At 62.5% G+C, this 23,341-nt stretch carries 23 protein-coding genes; 12 read left to right on the top strand and 11 right to left on the bottom strand.

Features of this window, described 5'->3' with window-relative positions:
• Positions 1 to 29: 29 nt before the first annotated feature.
• Positions 30 to 1,124 carry a carboxynorspermidine decarboxylase gene (locus ACW9UO_RS08685; protein ID WP_457088567.1) on the bottom strand — a complete coding sequence of 365 codons (1,095 nt, stop codon included), beginning with the start codon at positions 1,122 to 1,124 and terminating at the stop codon, positions 30 to 32.
• 419 nt (positions 1,125 to 1,543) lie between these two features.
• Complete coding sequence (locus tag ACW9UO_RS08680; RefSeq protein ID WP_457088566.1) at positions 1,544 to 2,140, bottom strand: hypothetical protein; 597 nt, start codon at positions 2,138 to 2,140, stop codon at positions 1,544 to 1,546.
• Between the two features lie 371 nt (positions 2,141 to 2,511).
• On the opposite strand from ACW9UO_RS08680, the gene ACW9UO_RS08675 reads away from it, so the two are divergent.
• From ACW9UO_RS08675 to ACW9UO_RS08665, 3 genes are all read left to right on the top strand, one after another.
• Entirely contained in the window at positions 2,512 to 3,165 is a 654-nt protein-coding gene (locus tag ACW9UO_RS08675) for a protein-L-isoaspartate O-methyltransferase family protein (protein ID WP_457088565.1), read from the top strand.
• A gap of 50 nt (positions 3,166 to 3,215) precedes the next feature.
• A complete protein-coding gene (locus ACW9UO_RS08670; RefSeq protein ID WP_457088564.1) occupies positions 3,216 to 4,637 on the top strand; it encodes a TolC family outer membrane protein in 1,422 nt (473 codons plus the stop codon).
• A gap of 99 nt (positions 4,638 to 4,736) precedes the next feature.
• On the top strand, positions 4,737 to 5,894 hold the full coding sequence (locus ACW9UO_RS08665; protein ID WP_457088563.1) for a hypothetical protein: 1,158 nt from the start codon (positions 4,737 to 4,739) through the stop codon (positions 5,892 to 5,894).
• Positions 5,895 to 5,964: 70 nt separating this feature from the next.
• Here ACW9UO_RS08665 and ACW9UO_RS08660 read toward each other — a convergent pair whose 3' ends face one another.
• Positions 5,965 to 6,294: a DUF6280 family protein gene (locus ACW9UO_RS08660; RefSeq protein WP_457088562.1), complete on the bottom strand. Its 330-nt coding sequence runs from the start codon at positions 6,292 to 6,294 to the stop codon at positions 5,965 to 5,967.
• Between the two features lie 216 nt (positions 6,295 to 6,510).
• Here ACW9UO_RS08660 and efp point away from each other — a divergent pair, with 216 nt between their 5' ends.
• Complete coding sequence (efp, locus tag ACW9UO_RS08655) at positions 6,511 to 7,074, top strand: elongation factor P (RefSeq protein ID WP_457088561.1); 564 nt, start codon at positions 6,511 to 6,513, stop codon at positions 7,072 to 7,074.
• Between the two features lie 93 nt (positions 7,075 to 7,167).
• A complete protein-coding gene (locus ACW9UO_RS08650) occupies positions 7,168 to 7,422 on the top strand; it encodes a hypothetical protein (RefSeq protein WP_457088560.1) in 255 nt (84 codons plus the stop codon).
• 6 nt (positions 7,423 to 7,428) lie between these two features.
• Here ACW9UO_RS08650 and ygfZ read toward each other — a convergent pair whose 3' ends face one another.
• Positions 7,429 to 8,181, bottom strand: a complete 753-nt coding sequence (ygfZ, locus tag ACW9UO_RS08645; protein WP_457088559.1) for a CAF17-like 4Fe-4S cluster assembly/insertion protein YgfZ — start codon at positions 8,179 to 8,181, stop codon at positions 7,429 to 7,431.
• Positions 8,182 to 8,245: 64 nt separating this feature from the next.
• Here ygfZ and ACW9UO_RS08640 point away from each other — a divergent pair, with 64 nt between their 5' ends.
• Positions 8,246 to 8,932 (top strand): TIGR04283 family arsenosugar biosynthesis glycosyltransferase, encoded by a 687-nt coding sequence (locus ACW9UO_RS08640; RefSeq protein ID WP_457088558.1) that lies wholly within the window; start codon positions 8,246 to 8,248, stop codon positions 8,930 to 8,932.
• Between the two features lie 70 nt (positions 8,933 to 9,002).
• Here the strand turns inward: ACW9UO_RS08640 and ACW9UO_RS08635 are convergent, their stop codons facing one another.
• A complete protein-coding gene (locus ACW9UO_RS08635) occupies positions 9,003 to 10,721 on the bottom strand; it encodes an ABC transporter ATP-binding protein (RefSeq protein ID WP_457088557.1) in 1,719 nt (572 codons plus the stop codon).
• Positions 10,722 to 10,762: 41 nt separating this feature from the next.
• On the bottom strand, positions 10,763 to 11,521 hold the full coding sequence (locus ACW9UO_RS08630; protein WP_457088556.1) for a tyrosine-protein phosphatase: 759 nt from the start codon (positions 11,519 to 11,521) through the stop codon (positions 10,763 to 10,765).
• Between the two features lie 140 nt (positions 11,522 to 11,661).
• On the opposite strand from ACW9UO_RS08630, the gene ACW9UO_RS08625 reads away from it, so the two are divergent.
• Positions 11,662 to 12,867: a pyridoxal-phosphate-dependent aminotransferase family protein gene (locus ACW9UO_RS08625; protein ID WP_457088555.1), complete on the top strand. Its 1,206-nt coding sequence runs from the start codon at positions 11,662 to 11,664 to the stop codon at positions 12,865 to 12,867.
• Here ACW9UO_RS08625 and ACW9UO_RS08620 read toward each other — a convergent pair.
• From ACW9UO_RS08620 to ACW9UO_RS08610, 3 genes are all read right to left on the bottom strand, one after another.
• On the bottom strand, positions 12,839 to 13,030 hold the full coding sequence (locus ACW9UO_RS08620) for a hypothetical protein (protein WP_457088554.1): 192 nt from the start codon (positions 13,028 to 13,030) through the stop codon (positions 12,839 to 12,841). The genes ACW9UO_RS08625 and ACW9UO_RS08620 overlap by 29 nt on opposite strands.
• 94 nt (positions 13,031 to 13,124) lie before the next feature.
• Positions 13,125 to 13,808: an ABC transporter ATP-binding protein gene (locus ACW9UO_RS08615; protein ID WP_457088553.1), complete on the bottom strand. Its 684-nt coding sequence runs from the start codon at positions 13,806 to 13,808 to the stop codon at positions 13,125 to 13,127.
• Positions 13,801 to 15,048, bottom strand: coding sequence for a lipoprotein-releasing ABC transporter permease subunit (locus tag ACW9UO_RS08610; protein ID WP_457088552.1), 1,248 nt, complete (start codon positions 15,046 to 15,048; stop codon positions 13,801 to 13,803). The genes ACW9UO_RS08615 and ACW9UO_RS08610 overlap by 8 nt, the downstream gene beginning before the upstream one ends.
• A 336-nt stretch (positions 15,049 to 15,384) precedes the next feature.
• Here ACW9UO_RS08610 and ACW9UO_RS08605 point away from each other — a divergent pair, with 336 nt between their 5' ends.
• Genes ACW9UO_RS08605 through ACW9UO_RS08595 form a run of 3 tightly spaced genes read left to right on the top strand, consistent with a single transcriptional unit; the run spans position 15,385 to position 17,881 of the window.
• Positions 15,385 to 16,494 carry a pyridoxal phosphate-dependent aminotransferase gene (locus ACW9UO_RS08605; protein WP_457088551.1) on the top strand — a complete coding sequence of 370 codons (1,110 nt, stop codon included), beginning with the start codon at positions 15,385 to 15,387 and terminating at the stop codon, positions 16,492 to 16,494.
• Positions 16,487 to 17,476 carry an Ldh family oxidoreductase gene (locus ACW9UO_RS08600; protein ID WP_457088550.1) on the top strand — a complete coding sequence of 330 codons (990 nt, stop codon included), beginning with the start codon at positions 16,487 to 16,489 and terminating at the stop codon, positions 17,474 to 17,476. Before ACW9UO_RS08605 ends, ACW9UO_RS08600 begins: the two co-directional genes overlap by 8 nt.
• A gap of 6 nt (positions 17,477 to 17,482) precedes the next feature.
• On the top strand, positions 17,483 to 17,881 hold the full coding sequence (locus ACW9UO_RS08595) for a DUF2177 family protein (RefSeq protein ID WP_457088549.1): 399 nt from the start codon (positions 17,483 to 17,485) through the stop codon (positions 17,879 to 17,881).
• Here ACW9UO_RS08595 and ACW9UO_RS08590 read toward each other — a convergent pair whose 3' ends face one another.
• Both ACW9UO_RS08590 and putA read right to left on the bottom strand, forming a co-directional pair.
• Positions 17,882 to 18,622, bottom strand: a complete 741-nt coding sequence (locus ACW9UO_RS08590) for a rhomboid family intramembrane serine protease (RefSeq protein ID WP_457088548.1) — start codon at positions 18,620 to 18,622, stop codon at positions 17,882 to 17,884.
• A gap of 47 nt (positions 18,623 to 18,669) precedes the next feature.
• Positions 18,670 to 22,104, bottom strand: a complete 3,435-nt coding sequence (gene putA / locus ACW9UO_RS08585) for a bifunctional proline dehydrogenase/L-glutamate gamma-semialdehyde dehydrogenase PutA (RefSeq protein WP_457088547.1) — start codon at positions 22,102 to 22,104, stop codon at positions 18,670 to 18,672.
• 108 nt (positions 22,105 to 22,212) lie between these two features.
• Between putA and ACW9UO_RS08580 the strand changes: the two genes are divergently transcribed.
• Together ACW9UO_RS08580 and ACW9UO_RS08575 are read left to right on the top strand one after the other, a co-directional pair.
• Positions 22,213 to 22,689, top strand: a complete 477-nt coding sequence (locus ACW9UO_RS08580) for an Lrp/AsnC family transcriptional regulator (protein ID WP_457088546.1) — start codon at positions 22,213 to 22,215, stop codon at positions 22,687 to 22,689.
• A gap of 30 nt (positions 22,690 to 22,719) precedes the next feature.
• Positions 22,720 to 23,280 carry a tetratricopeptide repeat protein gene (locus ACW9UO_RS08575; protein ID WP_457088545.1) on the top strand — a complete coding sequence of 187 codons (561 nt, stop codon included), beginning with the start codon at positions 22,720 to 22,722 and terminating at the stop codon, positions 23,278 to 23,280.
• The last annotated feature ends 61 nt before the right edge of the window (positions 23,281 to 23,341 follow it).

The following is a 23,341-nucleotide window of genomic DNA, read 5'->3' as shown; positions in this document are numbered from 1 at the left end:
GTATCCAAGAGACCTCTTATTCTTGTGGGTTAAGACAGCGCCGCAGCAAAGTCGTCGTAGTTGAAATCACGCACCATGCGTGTGCTGCCATCAAGTTCGCGGATCGCAATGCTTGGCATTTTGATCCCGTTGAACCAGTTCTTCTTGACCATCGTGTAGCCCGCGGCGTCCTGAAACGAAAGCCGATCCCCGGCCTTCAACGGAACGTCAAAGCGGAACTCGCCAAAGATATCGCCCGCAAGGCAGGATTTGCCGCAGATCATCCATTCCTCATCGCCGGTGTTCGGAGAGATCTTCGCAGGCTCACGGTAGATCAGCAAATCGAGCATATGCGCCTCAATCGAACTGTCGACAATCGCAAGGTTTTTGCCGTTGTGCATCGTGTCGAGCACCGTGACTTCCAGCGTGGCCGCGCCCGTGATCGCCGCCTCTCCGGGCTCAAGATAGACTTGCACGCCGAAGTGCCCGGCAAAGGCCTGGAGCCGCGCGGCGAGGCGCTCCAAGGGATAGTCTTTGCCAGTGAAGTGGATGCCACCGCCCAGGCTGACCCAGTCCATTTTGTGGAGCACCGCGCCAAAGCGATCTTCGATCAAGGTCAGCATCTCGTCAAACCGCTCAAAGCTGTCGTTTTCGCAGTTGTTGTGGAACATCAGGCCGCTGATCTGATCGGCAACCGCGTCAATGGCGGCGGGCTCATGTTCGCCCAACCGGCTGAACGGACGCGCCGGATCGGCGAGGTCAAAACCGGACGTCGATACGCCGGGATTGACCCGAAGCCCGCGGATATGGCCGTGGGATTTGTCTGCAAACTTGGTCAATTGCCCGATGGAATTAAAGATAATCTTGTCCGAACAATTCAGAACCTGATCAATCTCGTGATCCGCGTAAGCCACGGAATAGGCATGGGTTTCGCCCGGAAATTTCTCATGCCCCAAGCGGACCTCAAACAGGGAAGACGAGGTGGAGCCGTCCATATACTCGGCCATAAAGTCAAAGACGGACCATGTGGCAAAGCACTTGAGCGCCAGCAGGCATTTCACCCCGGAGGCCTCACGCAGCCATGCGATCTTTTCGAGATTGGGAAGGAGGCGTGATTTGTCGATGAGATAATACGGGGTTAGCACGGCGATACCTTTCTACAAGATCGCACCAGTTGCTGGTGCCAAATACGGTGAGAGTCATCGCGTCAGCAGTCGGCCTGCTTTTGTCGCGGATATTCGGCTCCGAAGTATTCGGTTGGGCCTTCGCACATTTTACGCAATCGGTGCAATAATTGATGGGAAAAACTGCCGTACCGGGCCTTTGCCGGATGCAGGATATCGGGCATCTCGAGTGCGGTGCCGCCAGTCGCCGCCCTTTGCCCGAAGACCGGTTTGGAGGGTAAAGCCTGTGCGCGCCGGTGTCCGCCGCAGCGACGGCGTTCGGTCTCAGATGGGCGATGTGATGATCCGAGATGTGATCGAAGATCGAACGATCTTTTATGGCACGTCGTGGCCGCTCACCGGGTATCCTGTGAACGCTGCCTCCGGGTCGGTAAGGGCGACTAACCCTTTCTGTTCTCGAGGAATTTGTAGGCCTCAAGGATGGTTTCTGCCAATCCGTCAAAGAAGTGCTTCGACGTCACATCAATCAAACCTGTGGACGCACCCTCTGATTTTACCCCCGCATCAGGTGCCTGCGCCGGCTTCAACATCGCACTTTTGGAATTTAGCAGCTCGCGGTGGCTCGCGCCGGGGCCGTGTTTCAGCACATTGATCGCCAAATAATACTGGTGCAGCCTTTCGGCGAGGTCAGCGTGCCCCGCCGCCAAAAGCGCTGCCGTGACCTTACGTGACAGCGGACCGCGTGTGAAATGGCGCTGCATCCGCGCTTCGAACACGGTGAAAATATCCACGGCGGCCAATTCAATCGCGACGGTTTCAGACGCCATCTCTTTGGCGTGTGCGTCCGACAGGGTGTGACCCTCCGCAAGCTTCAAGATGTCCGACATCCGATCTTGAGACGCCTTTGCCGTGCGCTGCGCGGCGTGAACCAGTTCCGGAAGTGTCTGTGAGGCGGTCATCGTACGTCCTTCTAAAAGTTGCTCCCCCCATAAGCTAAAATATCGCGGAGGGTAGGAACAATTGTGAATGTCCGACAAGTTCGCGTCTGCATTCGGGACGCTGCGGTGTGGCAATGACGGCCGCGAGAGATGCCCGTTTCGCGCCAATCCTGCGTGAATGGCATGACGTTTGATCCGCCGTTGGCAAAGACCCCGATCAGAGCGCACCTCCTGAGCGAAGGGTCGCACGGGCAGGGCCGGTTTTCGATGCCGAAGCCCTGAGCACACAACATTCAGCGGTCGCCTGCGCGGCGCGAAACAGGGGGCGCGGCACGCAAAAGGCTGCCGCCGATCCGCTCTTTCACGGTGCACCACCCCCTCACAGGTGGGAAAAGGCGGCGGCAGACATTGCCGGGGGCATGGGTTTGTGGCAAGACAGATGAGATACTCCTGAACCGAAGAGTTTAGATATGCCTGACTATGCCCAGCGCCGGACCTTTATGGTCGATACCCAGGTCCGCCCCTCAGACGTCACCAAATTCCCGATCATCGACGCGATGCTCTCGATTCCGCGCGAGGTTTATACCCCGCGGGACAAACGCGAAGCGGCCTATGTTGGCGAGAATATCGAATTCGCGCCGGGCCGGGTGATGCTGGAACCGCGGACTTTGGCGAAGATGCTGGATGCGCTGGCCATCACGCGCGGCGAGTTGGTGCTCGATATTGGCGTGGGCTACGGCTATTCCGCCGCTGTCATCGCCAGCATGGCCGAGGCGGTCGTTGCGGTTGAAGACGACGCGGACCGTGTGTCAGAGGCGCAAGGCGCACTGAGCGACAACGGCGCGGATGGCGTTATCATGCAAGAGGGCGCGCTGAACGCAGGCGCACCCGAGCATGGCCCCTATGATGTGATCGTCATCGAAGGCGGCATTGCGCAATTGCCTACGGCCATCGCTGATCAGCTCAAAGAAGGCGGCCGCATTGCCGCACTCTTTATGGAGGGCGAGCTCGGAACCGTGCGCATCGGCCACAAGCGGCATGGCGAGATCACCTGGCGGTTTTCTTTCAACGCGGCGGCTCCGGTTCTTCCGGGCTACGAATTGGCGACGGAATTCGCGCTCTAACGCGTTTAACGAATAATACGTGTGATGTACTGCGGCAGGAGAGCCACGCAATGAACGCTTCGACCTTCAAGAAGGCAGCGCAACGGCTGGCGATGGCCGGTGCAATCGTCCTGTTCCCGGTGGTGTCTGCCGCTGAAACTCTGGCCGATGCCTTGGCCAGCGCCTATGAGCATTCCGGGCTATTGGTCCAGAACCGCGCCTTGTTGCGGGCGGCTGACGAAGATGTGGCCGTCGCCGTGGCGGCCCTGCGGCCGATCCTAAGCTGGCAGGCGTCTTTCTCGCGCGATTTCGGCTATTCCCATAGCCTTAGCAATGCGACCGGCAGATATGTCGGCACCGGTTTCCAGAACGATGAGGCCAGTTTCTCGGTTCTGGCCGAGCTGCTGGTCTATGATTTCGGGGCCTCGCGGCTCCAGATTGATGCCGCCAAAGAGGCCGTTCTGGCCACCCGCGAGGGGCTTTTGGTGATCGAGCAGCAGGTGATGCTGCAGGCGGTCGCGGCCTATGTGACCGTGCGCCGCGCCTCCGAAACCGTTGGTTTGCGTCAGAACAACGTGCGGCTGGTGGTGCAGGAATTGCGCGCCGCGCGCGACCGGTTCGAGGTGGGCGAGGTGACGCGCACGGATGTGTCGCTGGCCGAGGCACAACTGGCGTCCAGCCGGGCCAATCTGGCGGCAGCCGAAGGCGATCTGTTGCGGGCAATCGAGGAATACGCGGCGGTTGTCGGGCACAAACCGGGCAACCTCGCGCCGGTGAACAATCTGCCGCAGGTCGAACAGAATATCGATGCAGCACGGGCGGTTGCGGTGCGCAACCATCCTTCAATGCGGCGCGCCCAGCATCAGGTCAGCGCGGCTGACATCACCGTGCGCCGTGCCGAAGCCGGGATGAAACCAACCGCCAAGTTGACCGGGCGGCTGACCAAGTCCGGCGATTTTGATTCGCCTGCCTTCTCCAATTCCGGCTCGGTGTCGCTTGATTTCTCGGGGCCAATCTATCGCGGCGGCGCGCTTTCGGCGCTGGCGCGTCAGGCCAAGGCCCGCGCCGATGCCGAACGCGGCAATCTGCATGTGGTTCAACATTCCGTCTCGCAGGATGTCGGCTCTGCGCTGGCAACGCTGCGGGTGGCGGTTGCCTCGATCGATGCCAACCAACGCCAGATCCGCGCCGCGCGTGTTGCCTTTCAGGGCGTGCGCGAAGAGGCCAGCCTTGGCCAGCGCACCACGCTGGACGTGCTGACCGCCGAGCAGGACCTGCTCGATGCCGAGACCGCCTATACCTCCTCGGTCGCGGACCGGACCTTTGCCGCCTATCAGGTGCTGTCCTCGATGGGGCTCTTGACGGCCAAGCATCTTGGTCTGAACGTGCAACTCTATGATCCGGCAGAATATTACCGCCTGATCAAGAACGCACCGGCAAAGAGCCTTCAGGGCAGCAAGCTTGACCGTGTGCTTCGCAGCATAGGCGAATAAGACCCGCGCAAAAGCCACAAAGCCCGCACAATTGTCTCTATCGGTTGTGCGGTCAGCCGCCGCAGGTTATCCTGTGGCTGAGGCAAAGTGGTGAAATAAATGTCAGATCCTGTCAAATCCTCGGAAATCGAGGATGTCCTGTCGTCGATTCGCAGGTTGGTCTCGGAAGAGGCGAGAAGTGATAAACAGGCGCGGCGCAACGACGCCCCCAAGGCGCCTGCCAATGTTCCAGAGCGGGTCCGCGAAAAGACCCCCGAAGCGGATGCGCTTGTCCTGACACCTGCGTTGCGGGTGCATTCAGGCGGGCTGTCGCGCGATGAAGCCGAGGTTGGGCGTGTGGCGAGAGAGCCTGACGCGCTGCGCGACGCCGTGATGAACGTGGTGGCTGATGTGGTTGAGGAAGAGGCCGAGGCGCAGGTTGCCGCGGCCATCGATCCCGTCGCGGACACCACGCCAAAGCCAGACACCGATGAGTATGATGCGCCGGAGGCTGCTGAATATGATGCGCCAGAGGACGCAGACGAAGAACCTGAAGCCGTCGACCACAGCACTGAGACAATGAACAACAGCGTGCCGGACACGGCAGAGGTTGCGTCTGAACCGTCTGTGGCCGAACCGGCTGCCCACATCGCGCGGGATGATGATCTCCCCGAACCGCCCGCCGCAGCGGAAACGCTGGAATCAAAGCTGACGGCGCTCGAAGCCTTGATTGCTGGCCGCAATGAAGCCGCTGTACAGCAGCCTTCAGCAGCGCATGAGGCAGAGACGGCGCAGGAGTGGGAAGATCACCTTCCTGAAGCCGACACGTCCGAAGCCCCGCAAGACGCGGCTGCTGTTCATGACACGGCGATAGCAGAGGCTGGCTTGGAGGATGAGCAGGCCGGTCTTGACGCCGCAGAAGAGGCACACGCGCCTGAAGACGTGCCACCTCAGGCCGAAATTGCTGAGGATTTTGCCGCCGACCTCTCGGATCATGTAGACGAGGCACCCGCCGCATCTCCGTCCCCCAAGATCCAGCGGCCCGTCATCGCATTGGCCGAGGCGCGACCGGGTCCGGAGGACGCGGAGGAAGATGAGGCAGTTCTGCCTGGCAGGGAGGAAGACCACTCAATTGACGAGTCGGTTCTGCGCCAAATGGTCGTGGATATCGTCCGCGAAGAGCTTCAGGGCGCACTCGGCGAGCGGATCACCCGCAATGTCCGCCGGTTGGTCCGCCGCGAGATTCATCGCGCTTTGGCCAGCCACGAGCTCGACTAAAGCGCTGCCCAATAAAAAACGCGCCCCACGGAGGGGCGCGTCAGTAACGTTCTGAGTGTACAGTAAAAGTTTAGGCGGCTTCGGCACGATCGGCAGCGGCGGCCGCATTGCGGCGCTCGCTTTCTTCACGCGACAGGGCAACAGAGGTACGCACCCCTTTACCCACGAATTCCATCAGGCCATTCACAACCCGTTCGTTCGGGTCGATCCCGGCACAGGACAACACTTCGCGTCCATCACGCGAGCGTGCCCAGCGTGCAATCTGTTCAGGACCATTGCCATACTTCTTGTCGTCGGCGATGGCATCGTCGAGAGCAGCCAGAACTACCGCTGCAAAAAGCTTGCGGGCGCGGCTCCCCTGTTCACTATTAAAAGCTGTACCGTCAACGAAATCTTTCATGTAGCGTCCTTTGTTCTTGCTCTTGTGTTTCCGGCGTGAAGGCCCTTATGGCTGGTTTTTCGTGATTCGGATACCCTACATATGCATAGCACTTATGCACAATTCGCATAGCTCTCTGCACCTGCACTACGAGATATGGTAAGCTTGCAGTGGGCCGGAACGCGATATATAGGGGCGGTCAAACGTTCTGCAACCTTTTGACATGGTTTTGCCACAATGCCCAAGATCAACGGAAACGAAATCCGCCCCGGTAACGTATTGGAGCACAATGGTGGCCTATGGGCTGCCGTAAAGGTCGATCACGTAAAGCCGGGCAAAGGCGGTGCCTTCGCTCAGGTTGAGATGAAGAACCTGCGAAATGGCTCTAAATTGAACGAACGCTTCCGGTCTGCCGATAAGGTAGAGCGCGTTCGGCTCGAGCAAAAGGACATGCAGTTCCTGTACGAAAATGACGGCATGCTGGTCTTTATGGACACGGAAACCTACGATCAGGTCGAGCTGCCCGCCGATATTCTGGGCGAACGCCGCCCGTTCCTGCAGGACGGCATGACCATTCTGGTGGAATTCCACGACACCGAGGCGCTCAACGCCACCCTGCCGCAAAAAGTCACCTGCCAGGTTGTCGAGACCGAGCCGGTGGTCAAGGGCCAGACCGCGGCCAACAGCTTCAAGCCTGCGGTTCTGGACTGTGGCGTCAAGGTCATGGTGCCGCCGTTTGTCGGCCAGGACGAGATGATCATCGTCAACACCGAAACCATGGACTATTCCGAGCGCGCCTGACCACGGGGCCCGCGCGCATATCCCCCGATTTCCCCGGGGGCGCATATGACATGATTGAAAGGCCTCCGGCATAACTGCCAGGAGGCCTTTTTGATGCTTGTACCCCACCCGGATCTGCCCGCCATCGCCGCCCTTCACCCAGAAGACCGCAGCCGCAGCGACGCCATCGCCCACCGCCTAGCGCAGGGCGCAGAATTGCTGAGCTATCGGACCGAAGGCGTGCTGCGCGGCTATCTTCTGTGGTCACGCGGCACCGAGGGCGCGCCGGTGATCGAGCGGCTCTACGTCGCCCCCGGTTGGCGCCGTCGCGGTATCGACGCGCGCTTGCGTCGGCGTCTGCCGCCATAAATGCTGCTAGCTCGGGATAAGGGACACGCGCGCCGACCCGGCCTGCATCTCGTCCCCGGCGCGATCAAACCGCAGATACGCCAGCGCCGCGTTCCCCGCCTGCGTGCCCAACACACCCACCGGCTTGCCATTGGCGGTGATCTCGGTGCCAAGCGGTGCCGTGCCCTCAATCGTCACCCGCGCCAGCCCCTTGCGCAGCTCGGTCTTGTGCTTCATCCGCGCGGTCACTTCCTGACCGACGTAACAGCCCTTGCGAAAATCCACGCCCGCCAACCGCTCAAACCCCATCTCAAGGATATAGCTGTCTGGCCCCAACTCACGCCCCCAGCGCGGCACCATCGCAGCCACATGCTCGGCGTCCCAATCGGTTCCGTCCTCGGGCCGCGCCTCCGCCGCAATCAAACGCCAGCCCAGCCGCGCGTCACGCGGATCGTTCAGCGCACCGTCCGGAGCAGAACTTTGCCCACGCGACACGGCCAGATCGGTGGCCTCGATCGTCACATCGGCGCGCAGCTTGTACATCCCCAAACGCCGCGCCAGCCCCTCGGCCAGATCAACATGCGTGTCGAGCAAAACCGCATCCCCCTCGGCCTGCAGAAAGAAGTCCGCAATTAGCTTGCCCTGCGGCGTCAGCATCGCGGTATAGGCCAGCCCCTGCGCAAGCCGTGCCAGATCGTTGGTCACAAGCCCTTGCAGAAAATCGCGGACATCGCCGCCCATCAGCCGGAGAACGCGGCGGTTCTCGGAGTAAGTGTTCATTTCGTGTTTCCTTCCCGCACCTGCGTCACATATAGACCTCGCAGCAGCAAGCTGAAGGGGCAAGATGCGCGCGCCGATTTCGGTCATAATACCCACTCTAAACGCAGGCGAGGCGCTCCCCGGCTGCCTGTTGGCCTTGGGCGAAGGGCTGCAAGAGGGGCTGATCCGCGAATTGATTGTGTCTGACGGTGGGTCAACCGACACCACACTGGCCACGGCCCGCGCAGCCGGCGCACGGATCATCGAAGGCGCGCCCTCACGCGGCGAGCAGTTGCGCCGCGGGGCCGACCTGGCCGAGGGCCAGTGGCTGCTGTTCCTCCACGCCGATACGCAACTGGCTCCGGACTGGACCGCTCCGGTGCTCCGCCACCTCACCAACGACACCGCGGCCTGTTTTCGCCTGGCCTTCGCCAGCCGCCACCCGATGGCGCGGCTCACGGCGGGCTGGGCCAATGTGCGCAGCCGGGTGTTCGACCTCCCGTATGGCGATCAGGGCCTGTTGATCACGCGCGACCTTTACGACGCGGTCGGGGGCTATCCCGATCAGCCGCTGATGGAGGATGTGGCCCTCGCGCGCGCGCTCAGTGGCCGGATCATCCAGCTTCCGGCGCAGGCCGTGACCTCGCCAGACCGCTACCAGCGCGACGGCTGGCTCCGGCGCGGCGCGGGCAATCTCACGCTGCTGCTGCGCTACCTTGCTGGAACGCCGCCGCAAAAGCTCGCGCAGCGCTACAACAAATCGCGGTCCTGATCTTCTTCTGTTTAAAAATACCTCGGGGGAGTCCAAAGGACGGGGGCGGAGCCCCCAAACGCCGCCTGCCTCAGGCGGTGCTGTCTTGCATCCGATACAGCCCGGCATAGACCCCACCGGCGGCCAAAAGCGCATCATGTGTGCCTTCTTCAACCACACGGCCCTGGTCCATCACCACGATCTTGTCGGCATTGCGCACGGTCGACAGCCGGTGCGCAATCACCAGCGTCGTGCGGCCCTCGGCCAAAGTGTCCAGCGCCTCTTGCACCAGCGCCTCCGAGGCTGTGTCGAGCGCCGAAGTCGCCTCGTCCAAAAGCAATATCGGCCGGTCACGCAGCACTGCGCGGGCAATCGCCACCCGCTGCCGCTGACCGCCCGACAGGTTCGATCCACGCGGACCGGCAGGACTGTCGAGGCCGTTCGCCAAGCGCGGCAGGAAGTCCGCCACATGCGCCGCCTTAAGCGCCGCCTCAAGCTTCTCGTCGCTCACCTCGCGGGCGTCGAGCACGATATTGTCGCGCAGCGTTTCGTCAAACAGCAGCGCCTCTTGGCTGACCACAGAATACAGCCCGCGCACGTCTGCCACCGCCATCTCGCGCACATCGGTGCCGCCGATGGTCACGCGGCCTGATTGCACATCCACCAACCGGGTGATCAGGTTGAACACGGTCGATTTACCGGCCCCCGACGCCCCGACCAGCGCGGTGGTCTTGCCCGCTTCGGCCACCAGCGATGTGCCGCGCAAAATCGGCGCGTCGCCATAGGCGAGCTGCACATCCTCAAGCACGATTTCCGGCGCGCCGGTGGGGGCGGGCTTCGGCTTGGCCGGGGATTTCAGCCCCGGCTCGGTCTCGAGCAATTCGCGGATACGCTCAATCGCCGCCGCCGCCACCTGCCAAACGCCCGACACCGCGCCAAGCCGGCGCAGCGGTTCAAAGGCAAGGGCGAGCGCGGTGAAAAACGCCATGAAATCGCCAACGGTCTTGGTGCCGTCGATGATCTCGCGCCCGCCGTAAATCAGCACGCCGAAAAACCCGATGCCCGCCATCAGGTCAACCAACCCCGGAATAAGCGACTGGCCCAGCGCCGATTTGATCTCGACGTTGATCCGCTTGTCGGTCAGCTCGCTGTAACGGTCGGATTGATAACGCTCCAGCCGGTTGAGCTTGATCGGCACGATGCCGTGAAAAATCTCGTTGAGTCGCACTGAAAGCCCGGCGGCCACGTCCCGCGCCACCCGCGCATTGCGCCGCACATAGCGTTGCAGAATCACCACCGGCACCACCATCACCGGCACCCCGATCAGGGCCACCAAGGTCCAGCGCCAATCAATCCCCAGCGCCACGCCAAACAGCGACACCAGTGCCACAACATCGCGGCCCGTGCCGGTCACGATGGTCTTCCACACCTTATTGATCGACCCGACATCGCCCTCGATCCGCTGCATCAAAATGCCGGGCGAATGGGACTGGTGGAACTGGCCTTCCAGCGTCATCAGATGGGTCACAAGGTCTTTGCGGATATGCCCCGAAGCCACCTGCGCCAACCGCGTGAGCAGCACCTTCTGGATCACCGACGCCGAGGCGCGCAGCGCGAAAATGCCAAGGATCGCCAACCCGACCCAGATCAGCATGTCACCCTGACCGCCGATAAAGATCTTGTCGAACATCGGCTTCATCATATAGCTGATCGCGCCGTACATCGCCCCTTCGAGCGACATGAAAAACAGCGCGACAAGCAGCAGGCCGGTGTGGCGCTTAAGGTATTTGCGCCACAGCCATACCGCCAACCCGCGCTGTTGCGGGTCTGTAACGGGAGGGGCGCTCTTGCTCACGCCTCTGTCTCGCCGTCGGCAGCCTCGGCAGCGTCGGATAGCGCACGCGCACGCAGCATCTCGGCGGTTTCGGCCGGGGTGGCCCCGGCATCCCAGCCGTCATTCAAACGTGCGGCGCGATATTCGGTCCGCAGCCAGGTCTCAAAGTCGATGGGATCGGCGTTCTTGCGTGCCTCATAGACATCAAGGATGTAATCCTGCACCCCGGTCTTGGTCCATTTCATGTGCAGATACTTCATGCCCAATTGCGCGCGGGCCTCTTCCACCGGCACGCCTTCAAACACCATCAGGTACATCGCCGCTACAACGCCGGCCCGGTCGGCCCCGGATTTGCAATGAAACACAAACGGCTTTTCAATATCGCGAAAGGTGTCGAGCACTGAAATCAGCCGCTCGCGCTTGGTGGCATTGCGCGCCCAAAGCTTGGTGACGCGGAATTCCAGCCCCAGCGCCTCGCAGGCTTCTTTCTCGAATTTGAAATGGGCAAACTTCTCTTCACCGCGCAGGGTCACAACCGTCTTGATCCCCAGCGCCTTATAGCGGGCAAGCCGCCGTGGGCTGGGATGGTTCGACCGGTACACACCGGGCGCGATTTCAAAGAAGTTGGTCCACAGGATGCGCAGAAAGGCGTGATCGACCACGTGGGAATGCACCGCCCCCATGAATCGGCCTTTCGGCGTTGTAATATCCTTCCCGAACGAGCGGCTGAACTGCCGATTGCGGTCTTCAAGCCAGGTCATTATCGCTTTGAACATGGAACACCGGTCCTTGCCGCCCCAAGGGTTTCGCTTGCCGGGTTTAGGCGAGTGCTGCGGTGCTGGCAAGGTTTCGGGGTGGCAATTGACGGCGACACATTGCCGGGGTTAGCTGCACTGCAATCTCTGGAGTATGATTTATGTCCCTCGCAAATGGCCGCACATACCGGGCGATCCCCGGCCCATCCGAGACCCCGGACGACGTACAGCGTGCCATGCACCGGTCTTCTGTGAATATTTACGAAGGCGATCTATTCGATCTGACCGAAAGCCTGATCCCCGATTTGCGCTGGATTGCGGGCACCGCGCATAACGTCGCGATGTATATCTGCAACGGCCACGGCGCATGGGAGGCCGCGCTGGCCAATGTGCTCGAGGCCGGCGACCGGGTGCTTGTGCCCGCCACCGGGCGGTTTTCCCACGGCTGGACCGAGATGGCCGAAGGGCTAGGCATCGAATCCGAGATCATCGAATACGGATTGAAAAGCCCATTTGACCCCGCCGATGTCGAGGCCCGTTTGCGCGCCGACACCGAGCATCAGATCAAGGCGGTACTGGCGGTTCAGGTCGACACCGCAACCTCGGTGCGCAGCGACATTGCCGGCCTGCGGGCGGCGATGGCTGCGGCGGGCCACCCGGCGCTGTTGATGGCCGATTGCGTGGCCTCATTGGGCTGTGACCGGTTCGATATGGACGCCTGGGGCGTGGATGTGATGGTGACGGGCAGCCAAAAGGGGCTGATGGTGCCGCCGGGCATGGGCTTTGTGTTCTTCAATCCCAAGGCCGCCGCGCATCGCCCATCGCGCGTGTCGCGCTATTGGGATTGGCAGCCGCGCGCCAATCCGGGGATGTTTTATCAATACTTCGGTGGCACCGCGCCGACCCACCATCTGCATGGGCTGCGCGCCGCGCTAGACATGATGCGCGCCGAGGGCCGTGAGGCGATCTGGCATCGTCATGAAACGCTGGCCCGCGCGATCTGGGCGGCGGTCGAACATTGGGGTCAGGAGGGGCCGCTTCACCTCAATATCGCTGATCCGGCCTATCGCAGCCACGCAGTAACCGCGCTCGCGATTGGTGCGCCGCATGGCCAACGGTTGCGCGACTGGTGTGAGCAGAATGCCGGCGTGACGCTGGGCATCGGGCTCGGTATGGCCCCGCCCGACAGCGAAGAGCGGCACGGGTTTTTCCGGATCGGCCACATGGGGCACGTCAACACGCACATGATTCTGGGGGTTTTGGCGTCAATCGAGGCCGGGCTTGCAGCCCTAGATATCCCGCACCAGCCGGGCGGCATTCAGGCGGCAACCCGAGTGATCAGCGCGGCCGCGACGCCAGCCAGTTGATCCAGCCGTTCAATGCGACGCCCGCGAGCAGTACCGCCGCGAGGCCAAAGGTGGCCAAGAGCGCGATCAGAACCCAAAGCAGATTGACGCCAAACATCACCACGCAGGCGGCGGTGTAATTGGGCGCGCGGCCCACGGGGCGGTCATTGGCACGATCATACATGAGACACCTCACCTGAAACGGTCCTCTGCGTAAAGATAGCGCAGAGGGGATGAATGTCAGGTAAAGTTTCCGGGACAGGCTTTGGCGGGCCGCCCTACATCGCGGTAAGATGCCCATCCAGAAGCGCCACGCGCCGGTCCATCCGGGCGGCAAGCTCCGGATTGTGGGTGGCAATCAGCGCCGACAGGCCGGTGTCGCGCACCAGCTGCATCAACGCGTCAAACACCGTGTCCGAGGTGGCGGGGTCAAGGTTGCCGGTCGGCTCATCCGCCAACAAGATACGCGGCTGGTTGGCCAGCGCCCGGCAAAACGCCACACGCTGCTGTTCGCCACCCGACAAGGCACCGGGGCGGTGGCTGGCGCGATCCGCAAGCCCGACCGAGGCCAGAAGCGCCTGCGCTCGCGCATCCGCCGCACCGCGCGCTGTGCCATTGGCAAGCTGCGGCAGAACCACATTCTCGGCGGCGGTGAACTCGGGCAGCAGGTGGTGAAACTGATAGACAAACCCCACATCGCGTCGCCGCGCGGCGGTGCGCTTGCGGTCGCTCAGGCGGGTCATCTCTTGCCCATCGATCCGAACCGAGCCGGAGTCGGCTGTATCAAGCAGCCCCGCGATGTGCAAAAGCGTGGATTTCCCCGCGCCCGAGGGGGCGACCAGCGCGACAACCTCGCCCGCAGCAAGGCTGAGATCGATGCCTTTCAGCACCGCCACTTCATTGTGACGGCCCTTTTCATAGGCTTTTTGCACGCCTTCCAGCGCCAGCACCGGATCACTCATACCGCAGGGCCTCCACCGGGTTTAGCCGCGCCGCGCGGCGGGCCGGAAAGATCGTGACAATGAAGGACAGCCCCAGCGACAAGGCCACCGCCGAGAGCACATCGCCCAGCTCAAGCTTGGCCGGCACCGAATAGAGCCCCCGGATAGACGGATCCCAGACGCCGCCACCGGCGACATAGTTCACCACGGAAAAGATCGTATCGATGTAGATCGCAAACAGGCAGCCCAGCGCCACGCCCAGCGCCGTACCGATCAGCCCGGTGAAGGCGCCGCAGATGAAAAACACCCGCAAAACCGAGCCTTCCGACAGGCCCATGGTGCGCAGAATGCCAATGTCGCGGCCCTTGTTCTTGACCAGCATGATCAGACCCGAGACGATGTTCATCGCCGCGATCAGCACGAGGATCGACAGGATGATGAACATCACGTTGTCCTCGATTTCCAAAGCGCGCAGGAACGATCCGCTCGCATCCCGCCAGGTCCAGACCAAGGCCCGCTCGCCCGCCGCTTGCAGCAGGGGCAGGGCATAGCTGTCAACGGCGTCGGGATCATCAACCATGACTTCAAGCTCATCAGCCACGCCTTCGCGGTTGAAGTAAACCTGCGCCTCGGTGAAGGGCATGTAGATCCGCGTGCGGTCGATGTCATAACGTCCGGCGGTGAAAACATAAGTGACTTCAAACGCCTGCACGCGGGGCGAGGTGCCGAACGGCGTTTTGACCCCATCGGGTGAGATCAGCTTGAGCCTGTCGCCCACGGTCACACCCAACTCGCGCGCGATGCCAGAGCCGATGGCGATACCCTCGTCAAACCGACGCAGATCGCCTTGTTTTTCCTCGGGATTGGCGATGCGCGGGATGGTCGAGAGATCGGCGGCGGTGATGCCAAACACCTCAACCCCCGAATTGCGGCCATTGGCGGTGGCCATGACCTGACCTTTGACCAAAGGCGCGGCGCGGGTGACAAAGCCGAGGCTGTCAATGCGGTCGCGCAGGGCCTCAAAATCACCGACGGTGCGATCAAGCTGGCCAAATTCGTTCACATCGGCCTGATAATACACGGTGACATGGGCGTTGGTGCCGACAATCGTGTCGACAAACTCCTCACGAAAGCCCGAGCGCACGGCGAGCGTCGCGATCAGCGCAAAGACCGCCAACGTGATGCCGACCAGGCTGATCCAGGTCATGACGCTGACCCCGCCTTCGGCGCGTTTGGCCCGGAGGTACCGCCAAGCAATCATCCACTCAAAAGCCGCAAAAGGGGCCGGAGTGCGGGGCTGGGGGCGCGTATGTGGGCGCGTTTGGGGGCGGGGGGTGGCTCTGCTCATCGGCTTTCCTTGTTTCGCGCGGAAAGTGCGCATTGGGGCAGGGCGGGTCAAGCGCCCTTTGCAACAATGATGTGATCGGCGCGTGCCTGCTCGCGGATCGCGCTGTCCTTTTAACGCAGAGGTTTCCAAAATGAGCGCTTCCGCGCGCTGAGTTTCAGCAAGTGGCGCGGTGACGTATCCTCTCACGCGTTGGCGCGCGGCGTGGTTCGGGTGCTTGCATCGGATCGCGGCTCTGCCATAGTGCGCCCCATGAGAGGACCCCTTTTCACCCCGATAGTCGATGCCCTGCCGCCCACGGTGCCCTTTATTGGCCCCGAACAGATGGAGCGTGACCGGGGTGCCCCGTTTCGCGCCCGTCTTGGTGCGAACGAAAGCGTCTTTGGCCCATCCCCCGCCGCGATTGCCGCGATGCAGGGGGCGGCGGCTGAGATCTGGAAATACGGCGACAGCACCAGTTACGATCTGCGCCATGCCTTGGCCGAGGATCTGGGGATCGCGCCGGAGTGCATCGTTGTCGGGGCCGGGATCGACGGGCTGTTGAATTCCACCGTGCGGCTGATGGTTGGGCCGGGCGACCCTGTTGTGACCTCGGACGGGGCCTATCCCACGTTCAATTATCATGTGTCGGGCTATGGTGGCACGCTGCACAAGGTGCCCTATCGCGACGATCACGAAGACCTTGAGGCGCTGTTGACCAAGGCGCATGAGGTCGGGGCGAAGCTGGTCTATCTGGCCAATCCTGACAATCCGATGGGCACGTGGCACAGCGCCGCGCGGATCGAGGCGATGAGTGCCGATTTGCCCGCGGGCTGTGTGCTGGTGCTAGACGAGGCCTATGCCGAGTTTGCGCCTGCCGACGCGATCCCGGCGTTGGATATGACCGACCGGGCGGTGCTGCGGTTTCGCACCTTTTCCAAGGCGCATGGCATGGCCGGGGCGCGGGTGGGCTATGCGCTTGGGCACCCGGAGGTGATTGCGGCCTATGAAAAGGTGCGCAACCATTTCGGCATGAACCGCACCGCGCAGATCGGGGCGCTGGCGGCTTGGCGTGATCAAGACTGGCTGGCGCATGTGCAGGGCGAAGTGGCCCGTGCGCGCGACCGGATTACCGGGATTGCACGCGACAATGGGCTGCGCGCGCTGCCCTCGGCCACCAACTTCGTTGCGGTGGATTGCGGTCGGGATGGGGCCTATGCCCGCGCCGTTCTGATGCGGTTGCAGGCGGCGGGGGTGTTCGTGCGGATGCCGTTTGTTGCGCCCGAGAACCGCTGCATCAGGATCAGCGCCGGACCGCCGGAGATGCTGGATATCTTTGCCGAGGCCCTGCCTGTGGCGCTGTTGGAGGCCCGTGGTGACTGAGATTTCATTGGACCAAATTGAAGCCGTGACCGCGAGGGCGCTGTCTGTGCATGGGGCCACAAGCGAAGTGGCCGAGCATGTGGCCCGTGCCGTGCGTCGCGCCGAAGGCTATGGCAACCGCATTTGCGGCCTCTACTATGTTGAGAGTTACTGCCAGCAGTTGCTGACCGGTCGGGTTGATGGCACGGCGCTGCCTTTGGTCACGACGCCGCGCCCCGGCTTGGTGCAGGTCGACGCGCGATTTGGCTTTGCCCAGCCGGCCTTTGCCGCCGGGCTGGCACCTGCGCTGGCGGCGGCGCGCAACGCGGGGGTGGCCACGCTGGCGGTGTCGCATGCGCATACTTGCACGGCGCTGGGGTTCTTTACCGAACAGATCGCGCAGCAGGGCATGATCGGCCTTGGGTTTACCAATGCCTCGCCCATCGTCGCGGCACCGGGCGGCAAGGCCCGCGTGATTGGCACCAATCCCATCGCCTTTGCGGTGCCCGACGGACAGGGCGGCGTTGCGGTGCAATTCGATCAATCCACCACCGCCGTGGCGCTGGGCCGGATCACCATGGCCAAGGCGGCAGGCGAAAAGATCCCCGAGGGCTGGGCGCTTGACAGCGATGGCAATCCAACGACCGACCCCGAGGCCGCCTTGGCCGGGTCACTGGTGTCTGCGGGTGGGCACAAGGGCTGGGGCTTTGGTGTGATGGCCGAAGTGCTGGCCGCGGCGCTCACCGGGTCAGTGTTTTCGCGTGACGTCAAACCACTGAAAGCGCCCGAAGGCGCGCCGCATGACCTTGGGCAATATTACATCCTGATCGACCCTTCCACCGCGCCCGATTTTGCCGCGCGCATGGCCGCATTGGCCGAGGCGGTGGCGAGCGATCCCGGCACGCGGCTGCCCGGGCAGCGCAAGGCACAGCGCGATCCGGTCGCGGTGCCCGAGGCTTTGTGGGCGGATATACTGGCTTTGTCGGAGAAAGACGCTAGCTAACCCGGCATGCAAATGATCGTGCTTTATATCGCCACCGCCGTCGTGTTCCTTGGCCTTGATGTCATCGGGCTGCGCTTTCTCATCCGTCCGGTGTTTGAACGCCATGTTGGCAATCTGCTGGTCGACAGCTTCCGCTTTGTCCCGGCGCTGTTGTTTTACCTGTTCTACATCGTCGGCGTGCTCTGGTTCGTGAGCCTGCCCGCGCTTAAGGCCAACGCCCCGATGCAGGCGGCGCTGGGCGGGGCGTTTTTCGGCGCGCTGGCCTATGGCACCTATGAATTCACCAATCTCGCAACGCTCAAGGGCTGGTCCTGGCCGATGGTCCTGACCGATCTCACGTGGGGCACTGTTCTGACCGGCTTTGCCGCGTGGTCGGGCGTGATGATCACCCGCGCGCTCACCTAATCAGCGCCGCCGCCCGGCGCGGGGAATAGAGCTGCGCGTCAGGGTATATGTGGCATCGGGGTGGGGCGGATGGCCGTCGGTTCTGGTCCAAAACCGGACCCCGCCGAGCCGCATCCATAACGGCACACACAGTACCATCCCGGCAATAAAGCCCCCGGCATGCGCCCAATAGGCCACGCCGCCTTCGTCACCTGTGGTGCCAAATCCGCCGAAAAGCTGAAGGCCAAACCACAGACCCAGCATGATCCACGCGGGCAGCGGCAAGACCTTGAAAAACACGATAAAGATGATCAGGATATCGACCTTGGCCTTGGGATACAGCAGCAGATACCCGCCCATCACCCCGGCAATCGCCCCCGAAGCTCCGACCACCGGCACCATGGACTCTGGCGCGCTGGCCCATTGCAACAGCGATGCGGCAAGACCACAGGCGAGGTAGAACACAAGGTAAGGGCCGTGGCCCATCTCATCCTCGATATTGTCGCCGAAGATGAACAGAAACAGCATGTTACCGGCGATATGCATGAACCCGCCATGCAGGAACATCGAGGTCAGGATCCCAAGATAGCCCTCACCCGCGCTGACCCGCCCGGGAAGCAGCGCATACTCCCAGTAATAATACGACAGCGCCCGATCCTCGAGCCCGACGGAATGCAGGAACACGACGATGTTGATCGCCATGAGCGCGTAGGTGACATAGGGCGTGCGGCCCGAGGGGTTATGATCGCGGATTGGAAACATGGGGGAAAGCTTGTTGCTTTCCCCCGGAACGTCAAGTCACTGATTGGTCAGGACATCCCCGACAACAGCGCCGCATTGCCGCCCGACGCCGTGGTATCAACGCAGACGTGGCGTTCGTGGGTGACATGGCCCTTGTCCGGCATCCCGGTGATCAGCGGCAAAATCGGACCTTTGCGGTTGGACAGCGCCTGCGCATAGCGGCGCGCCGTCGCCGCGTCGCCCCACCAAAGCGCGCCTGAGATCTGGCTGAGCGTGGTCAGCGCCTCGGGCTCGAGCGCGCCGCCGACACGCACGCCAACACCGCCAAGCCGTTCGACCGCCTCTTTCTGCGCCTGCGCCGCGCCGTCGCCGGGGCCAAGGCACAGCACAGGCGGACGCGGCAGCGCCGTCAGCCGGTTTGATTCGCCGGTCGGGCCGGGCAGCGACAGTGGCGCTTGCGGTTGCGGCAACTCGCGTGCCTTCAGCGCCTCTTGCAGGGCGAGCGGATCGACCTGCGCGCCGGGGGCCTCACGCGATGCCTCTGCCGGATGGCTGCCAAACCGCGCGAGGTAATTCGGCCCGCCCGCCTTGGGTCCGGTGCCGGAAAGCCCCTCGCCGCCAAAGGGTTGCGAACCGACAATCGCGCCGATCTGGTTGCGGTTGACGTAAATATTGCCCGCGTGAATACGCTCCGAGACATGCTGCACCCGGTCGTCGATCCGGGTGTGCAGGCCAAACGTCAGGCCAAAGCCGGTGGCGTTGATCGTATCGATCACCTTGTCCAACTCATCGGCCTCAAAGGTCGCGAGATGCAGGACGGGCCCGAAAATCTCGCGCTCCATCTCGTTGATGCCATTCACCCGCAGCAGCGTTGGCGCAATGAAATGCCCCTGTTTCGGCACGCTGGTCTGTTTGATCACGCGGCCGTCGGCGCGGGCCTTGGCGATATACGCGGCAATGCTGCTTTGCGCCTCGGCATCAATCACCGGCCCCAGATCGGTCGACAGATCCCACGGCTGTCCGGGCCGCAACGCCTCCATCGCGCCGATCAGCATCTCGACGAAATGCCCGGCAATGTCGCGTTGCACATACAGGCAGCGCAGGGCCGAGCAGCGCTGGCCCGCCGATTGAAACGCGCTTTCCACGATCGAGGCGACAGCCTGTTCCGGCAGCGCGGTGCTGTCGACGATCATCGCATTCAGCCCGCCGGTTTCCGCCAGCAAAGGCGCGCCGGGGGCGAGGTTTTCGGCCATCGCGCGGCGGATGATCATCGCGGTGTCGGTCGAACCGGTAAAGGCCACCCCGCCGACGCGCGCATCCGAGGTGAGCGCGGCACCCACGCCGCCCGCACCCGGCAGGTACTGGAGCACCTCGCGCGGCACGCCAGCCTCATGCAAAAGCGCAACAGCCCGCGCCGCGATCAGGGGCGTCTGTTCCGCTGGTTTGGCCAGCACAGCGTTGCCCGCCGCCAGCGCGGCCGAGACCTGGCCCGTGAAAATCGCCAGCGGAAAGTTCCACGGGCTGATGCAGGTGAACACGCCTACGGGAGCCTTTTCCGGGGCGTTGGCCGCGTAATAGCGCAGGAAATCAACCGCTTCGCGCAGTTCCGCCACTGCATCGGGCAGCGTCTTGCCCGGCTCGCGCGCCAGCAAAGCGAACAATTCGCCGTAGTTGGCTTCGTAAAGGTCGGCGGCTTTGCTTAGAATCGCGCCACGCTCGGCGGGCGTCGCGGTCCACGGCTTGGCGCGGGCCAGCGCGGTGTCGCAATCGGCGGCGCTGGCAAATCTGACTGTGCCCACAGTGTCGTCTGTGCGCGCAGGGTTGCGTATCGCAGTGGCCGTTTCCGGATTAGCGTCTTTGGCGAGCAACGGCCCGGCGTCCCATTGATGGTCGCGCCAAGGCGCGCGCGCCGTGTCAATCGCCGCCAATGTCGGACGATGCGCCAAATCCCAGCCGCGCGAATTCACCCGCTCGGGCTGGTACAGCTCTGGTCCGGTGGGCAAGAATGGCTTGGTGTCGTTCAGGGCCTCAAACGGATCGCGCGCCACGATTTCGGGGGCCACATCTTCATCAACGATCTGGTTCACGAACGACGAGTTCGCGCCGTTTTCCAACAGCCGCCGCACCAGATACGCCAGCAAATCCTTGTGCGCGCCGACGGGGGCATAGATCCGGCAGCGGGTGCCGTTGTCCTTAAGCACCATAGTGTGCAGCGCCTCGCCCATGCCGTGCAAGCGCTGGAATTCAAACGCTTCCTTGTCCTCGGCCATATCGAGGATCGCCGCGACGGTATGCGCGTTGTGGGTGGCGAACTGCGGATAAATCCGGTCGGTCATGCCCAACAAACGCCGCGCATTGGCGATATAGCTCACATCGGTCGCGGGTTTGGAGGTGAACACCGGGAAACTTTCCAAGCCCTCGACCTGCGCCAATTTGATCTCGGTGTCCCAATAGGCGCCTTTAACCAGCCGCGCGGAAATCTTGCGGTCGGCCTCATCGGCGAGCGCATAGAGGTGCTCGAGCACCGCGCCACAGCGGTGGCCGAAGGCCTGCACCACAACGCCCAAGCCATCCCAGCCGGCAAGCGCCGGATCGTGCATCAGTTTCTCGATCAGATCGATCGAGATCGACAGTCGGTCGGCCTCTTCCGCATCAATGTTCAGGCCCATCTTGCGGCCACGCGCCATCAGCGCCAGATCGCGCAGACGGGGGTAAAGCTCGGTCATCACCCGATCTTTTTGCGCCTCTTCATAGCGCGGATGCAGCGCCGAAAGCTTGACCGAAATGCCCGGATTTCGGCGCACATCGTCATGCACGCAGCCCTTGCCAATCGCCTCGATCGCGCGGCCATACGCGGCGTGATAGCGCATCGCGTCAGCGTCGGTGCGCGCGGCTTCGCCCAGCATATCGTAGCTGTAGGTAAAGCCCTTGGCCTCCATGCCGCTCGCGCGTTTCATCGCCGCGCGAATATCCTCGCCCAGCACAAACTGCCGCCCCATCTCTTTCATCGCGCGGCCAACGGCGGTGCGGATCACCGGTTCGCCCAGCCGTTTGACCGCGGCGCGCAGATGCCCCACCGGGCCCGGCTCGGCCTCTTCGCGCAACACGCGACCGGTCAGCATCAGGGCCCAAGTCGAGGCATTCACCAGCGGCGAGGTCGAATGCCCCATGTGACGGCCCCAATCGGACGACGCGATCTTGTCCTCAATCAGGGCGTCTATGGTTTCGGGATCGGGCACGCGCAACAGCGCCTCGGCCAGACACATCAGCGCCACGCCTTCATCGGTCGACAGGCCATACTCGGCGAGAAAAACCTCCATCAAACCGGGATCGGAATTGTCTCTGATCCGCCGGACAAGCTCAGCGCCTGACGCCGAAATTCTCGCACGATCTTCTTTCGAAAGTCTTGCCGTCTTGATCAAATTCATGACATTCTCGGCCTCATCGGCATAGGTCATTTCATCGATCTGCGCACGCAGCGCCGTTGCCCGATCCAGTGTCATGCGATTCCTCACTTACCATTGTTCCCACTGTATCCTTAATGCACTGGTCATATCTCCCGATTGCGGGGATACTGCCAGTCAAACGAATTGATTTTTCAGGATTTGACAGTGCAACTTGATCAGATTGAACTTGACCGGTTTGACCGCTCTATTGTGACCGTTCTGGCCGAGGATGGCCGGATCTCGATCACCGACCTTGCCAAGCGTATCGGGCTGTCAAAATCGCCGACCCAGGCGCGGCTTAGGCGGCTTGAAGAGGCGGGGGTGATCCGCGGTTATCGCGCGCTGCTTGATCCGATCCGGCTGGGGCTGGATCACGTGGCCTTTGTCGAGGTGCGGCTGGATGACACCCGCGAGGCCGCGCTGGCCGCCTTTGCCAAGGCGGTGGCGCGGATACCGGAGATCGAGCAATGTCATCTTATTGCTGGCAATTTCGACTATCTGATGAAGGTGCGCACCAGTGATATGCGCGCCTATCGGCAGGTGTTGGCCGAGAAAATATCGACCTTGCCGCATGTCTCTAACACCTCGACCTATGTGGCGATGCAGGCGATCAAGGAGAGCGGTCTCGGCGATGTGACTTGATCTGTGTGGAGGGCGTGGCACGATGGGGGTATGTTGCGCCTGACCCTTTCCGCCGTCGCCCTGCTCTTGCCGCTTGAGGCCGGAGCCGAAACCTGTCCTGCTGCGCCCAATCACGCCGCCACGTTCGACACCTTGTTTGCAGAGGTGACTGCGGCCCCGAGCGAAGCCGCCGCCCAACCCGTTGTCAACCGGATGTGGGAGCTTTGGGCCGACGCGCCCGATGCACGAGCGCAAGAGGTGCTTGACCGGGGCCTTAGGCGGCGGGCGTCTTACGATTTTGTTGGGGCTTTGCAGGACTTTGAGGTGCTGATTGGGTATTGTCCGGACTACGCCGAGGGGTACAACCAGCGCGGCTTTATCCGGTTTATCCAGCAGGATTACACCGCGGCGTTGCGTGATCTCGACCGGGTGATCGCCCTGAGCCCGCGCCATATTGGGGCGCTTTCGGGGCGGGCACTGACGTTCATGGCTATGGGCCGTGATGGCGCGGCGCGGGCCGATCTGTTGGCGGCGATGGCGCTTAATCCGTGGGTGCCCGAGCGGCGATTTCTGCCTCAGCTTGCGCCGGATGTGGACGAGACCGAACTTTAGCGTTGCCGCCGAAAACCTTACCCGCGGGTAAGACGTAAACGTATGTTAATAAACATGAATA

Source organism: Marinovum sedimenti (genome assembly GCF_054052205.1).
Note: the sequence above shows the minus strand (reverse complement) of the source record. Positions and strands in the feature narration are given on the sequence as shown.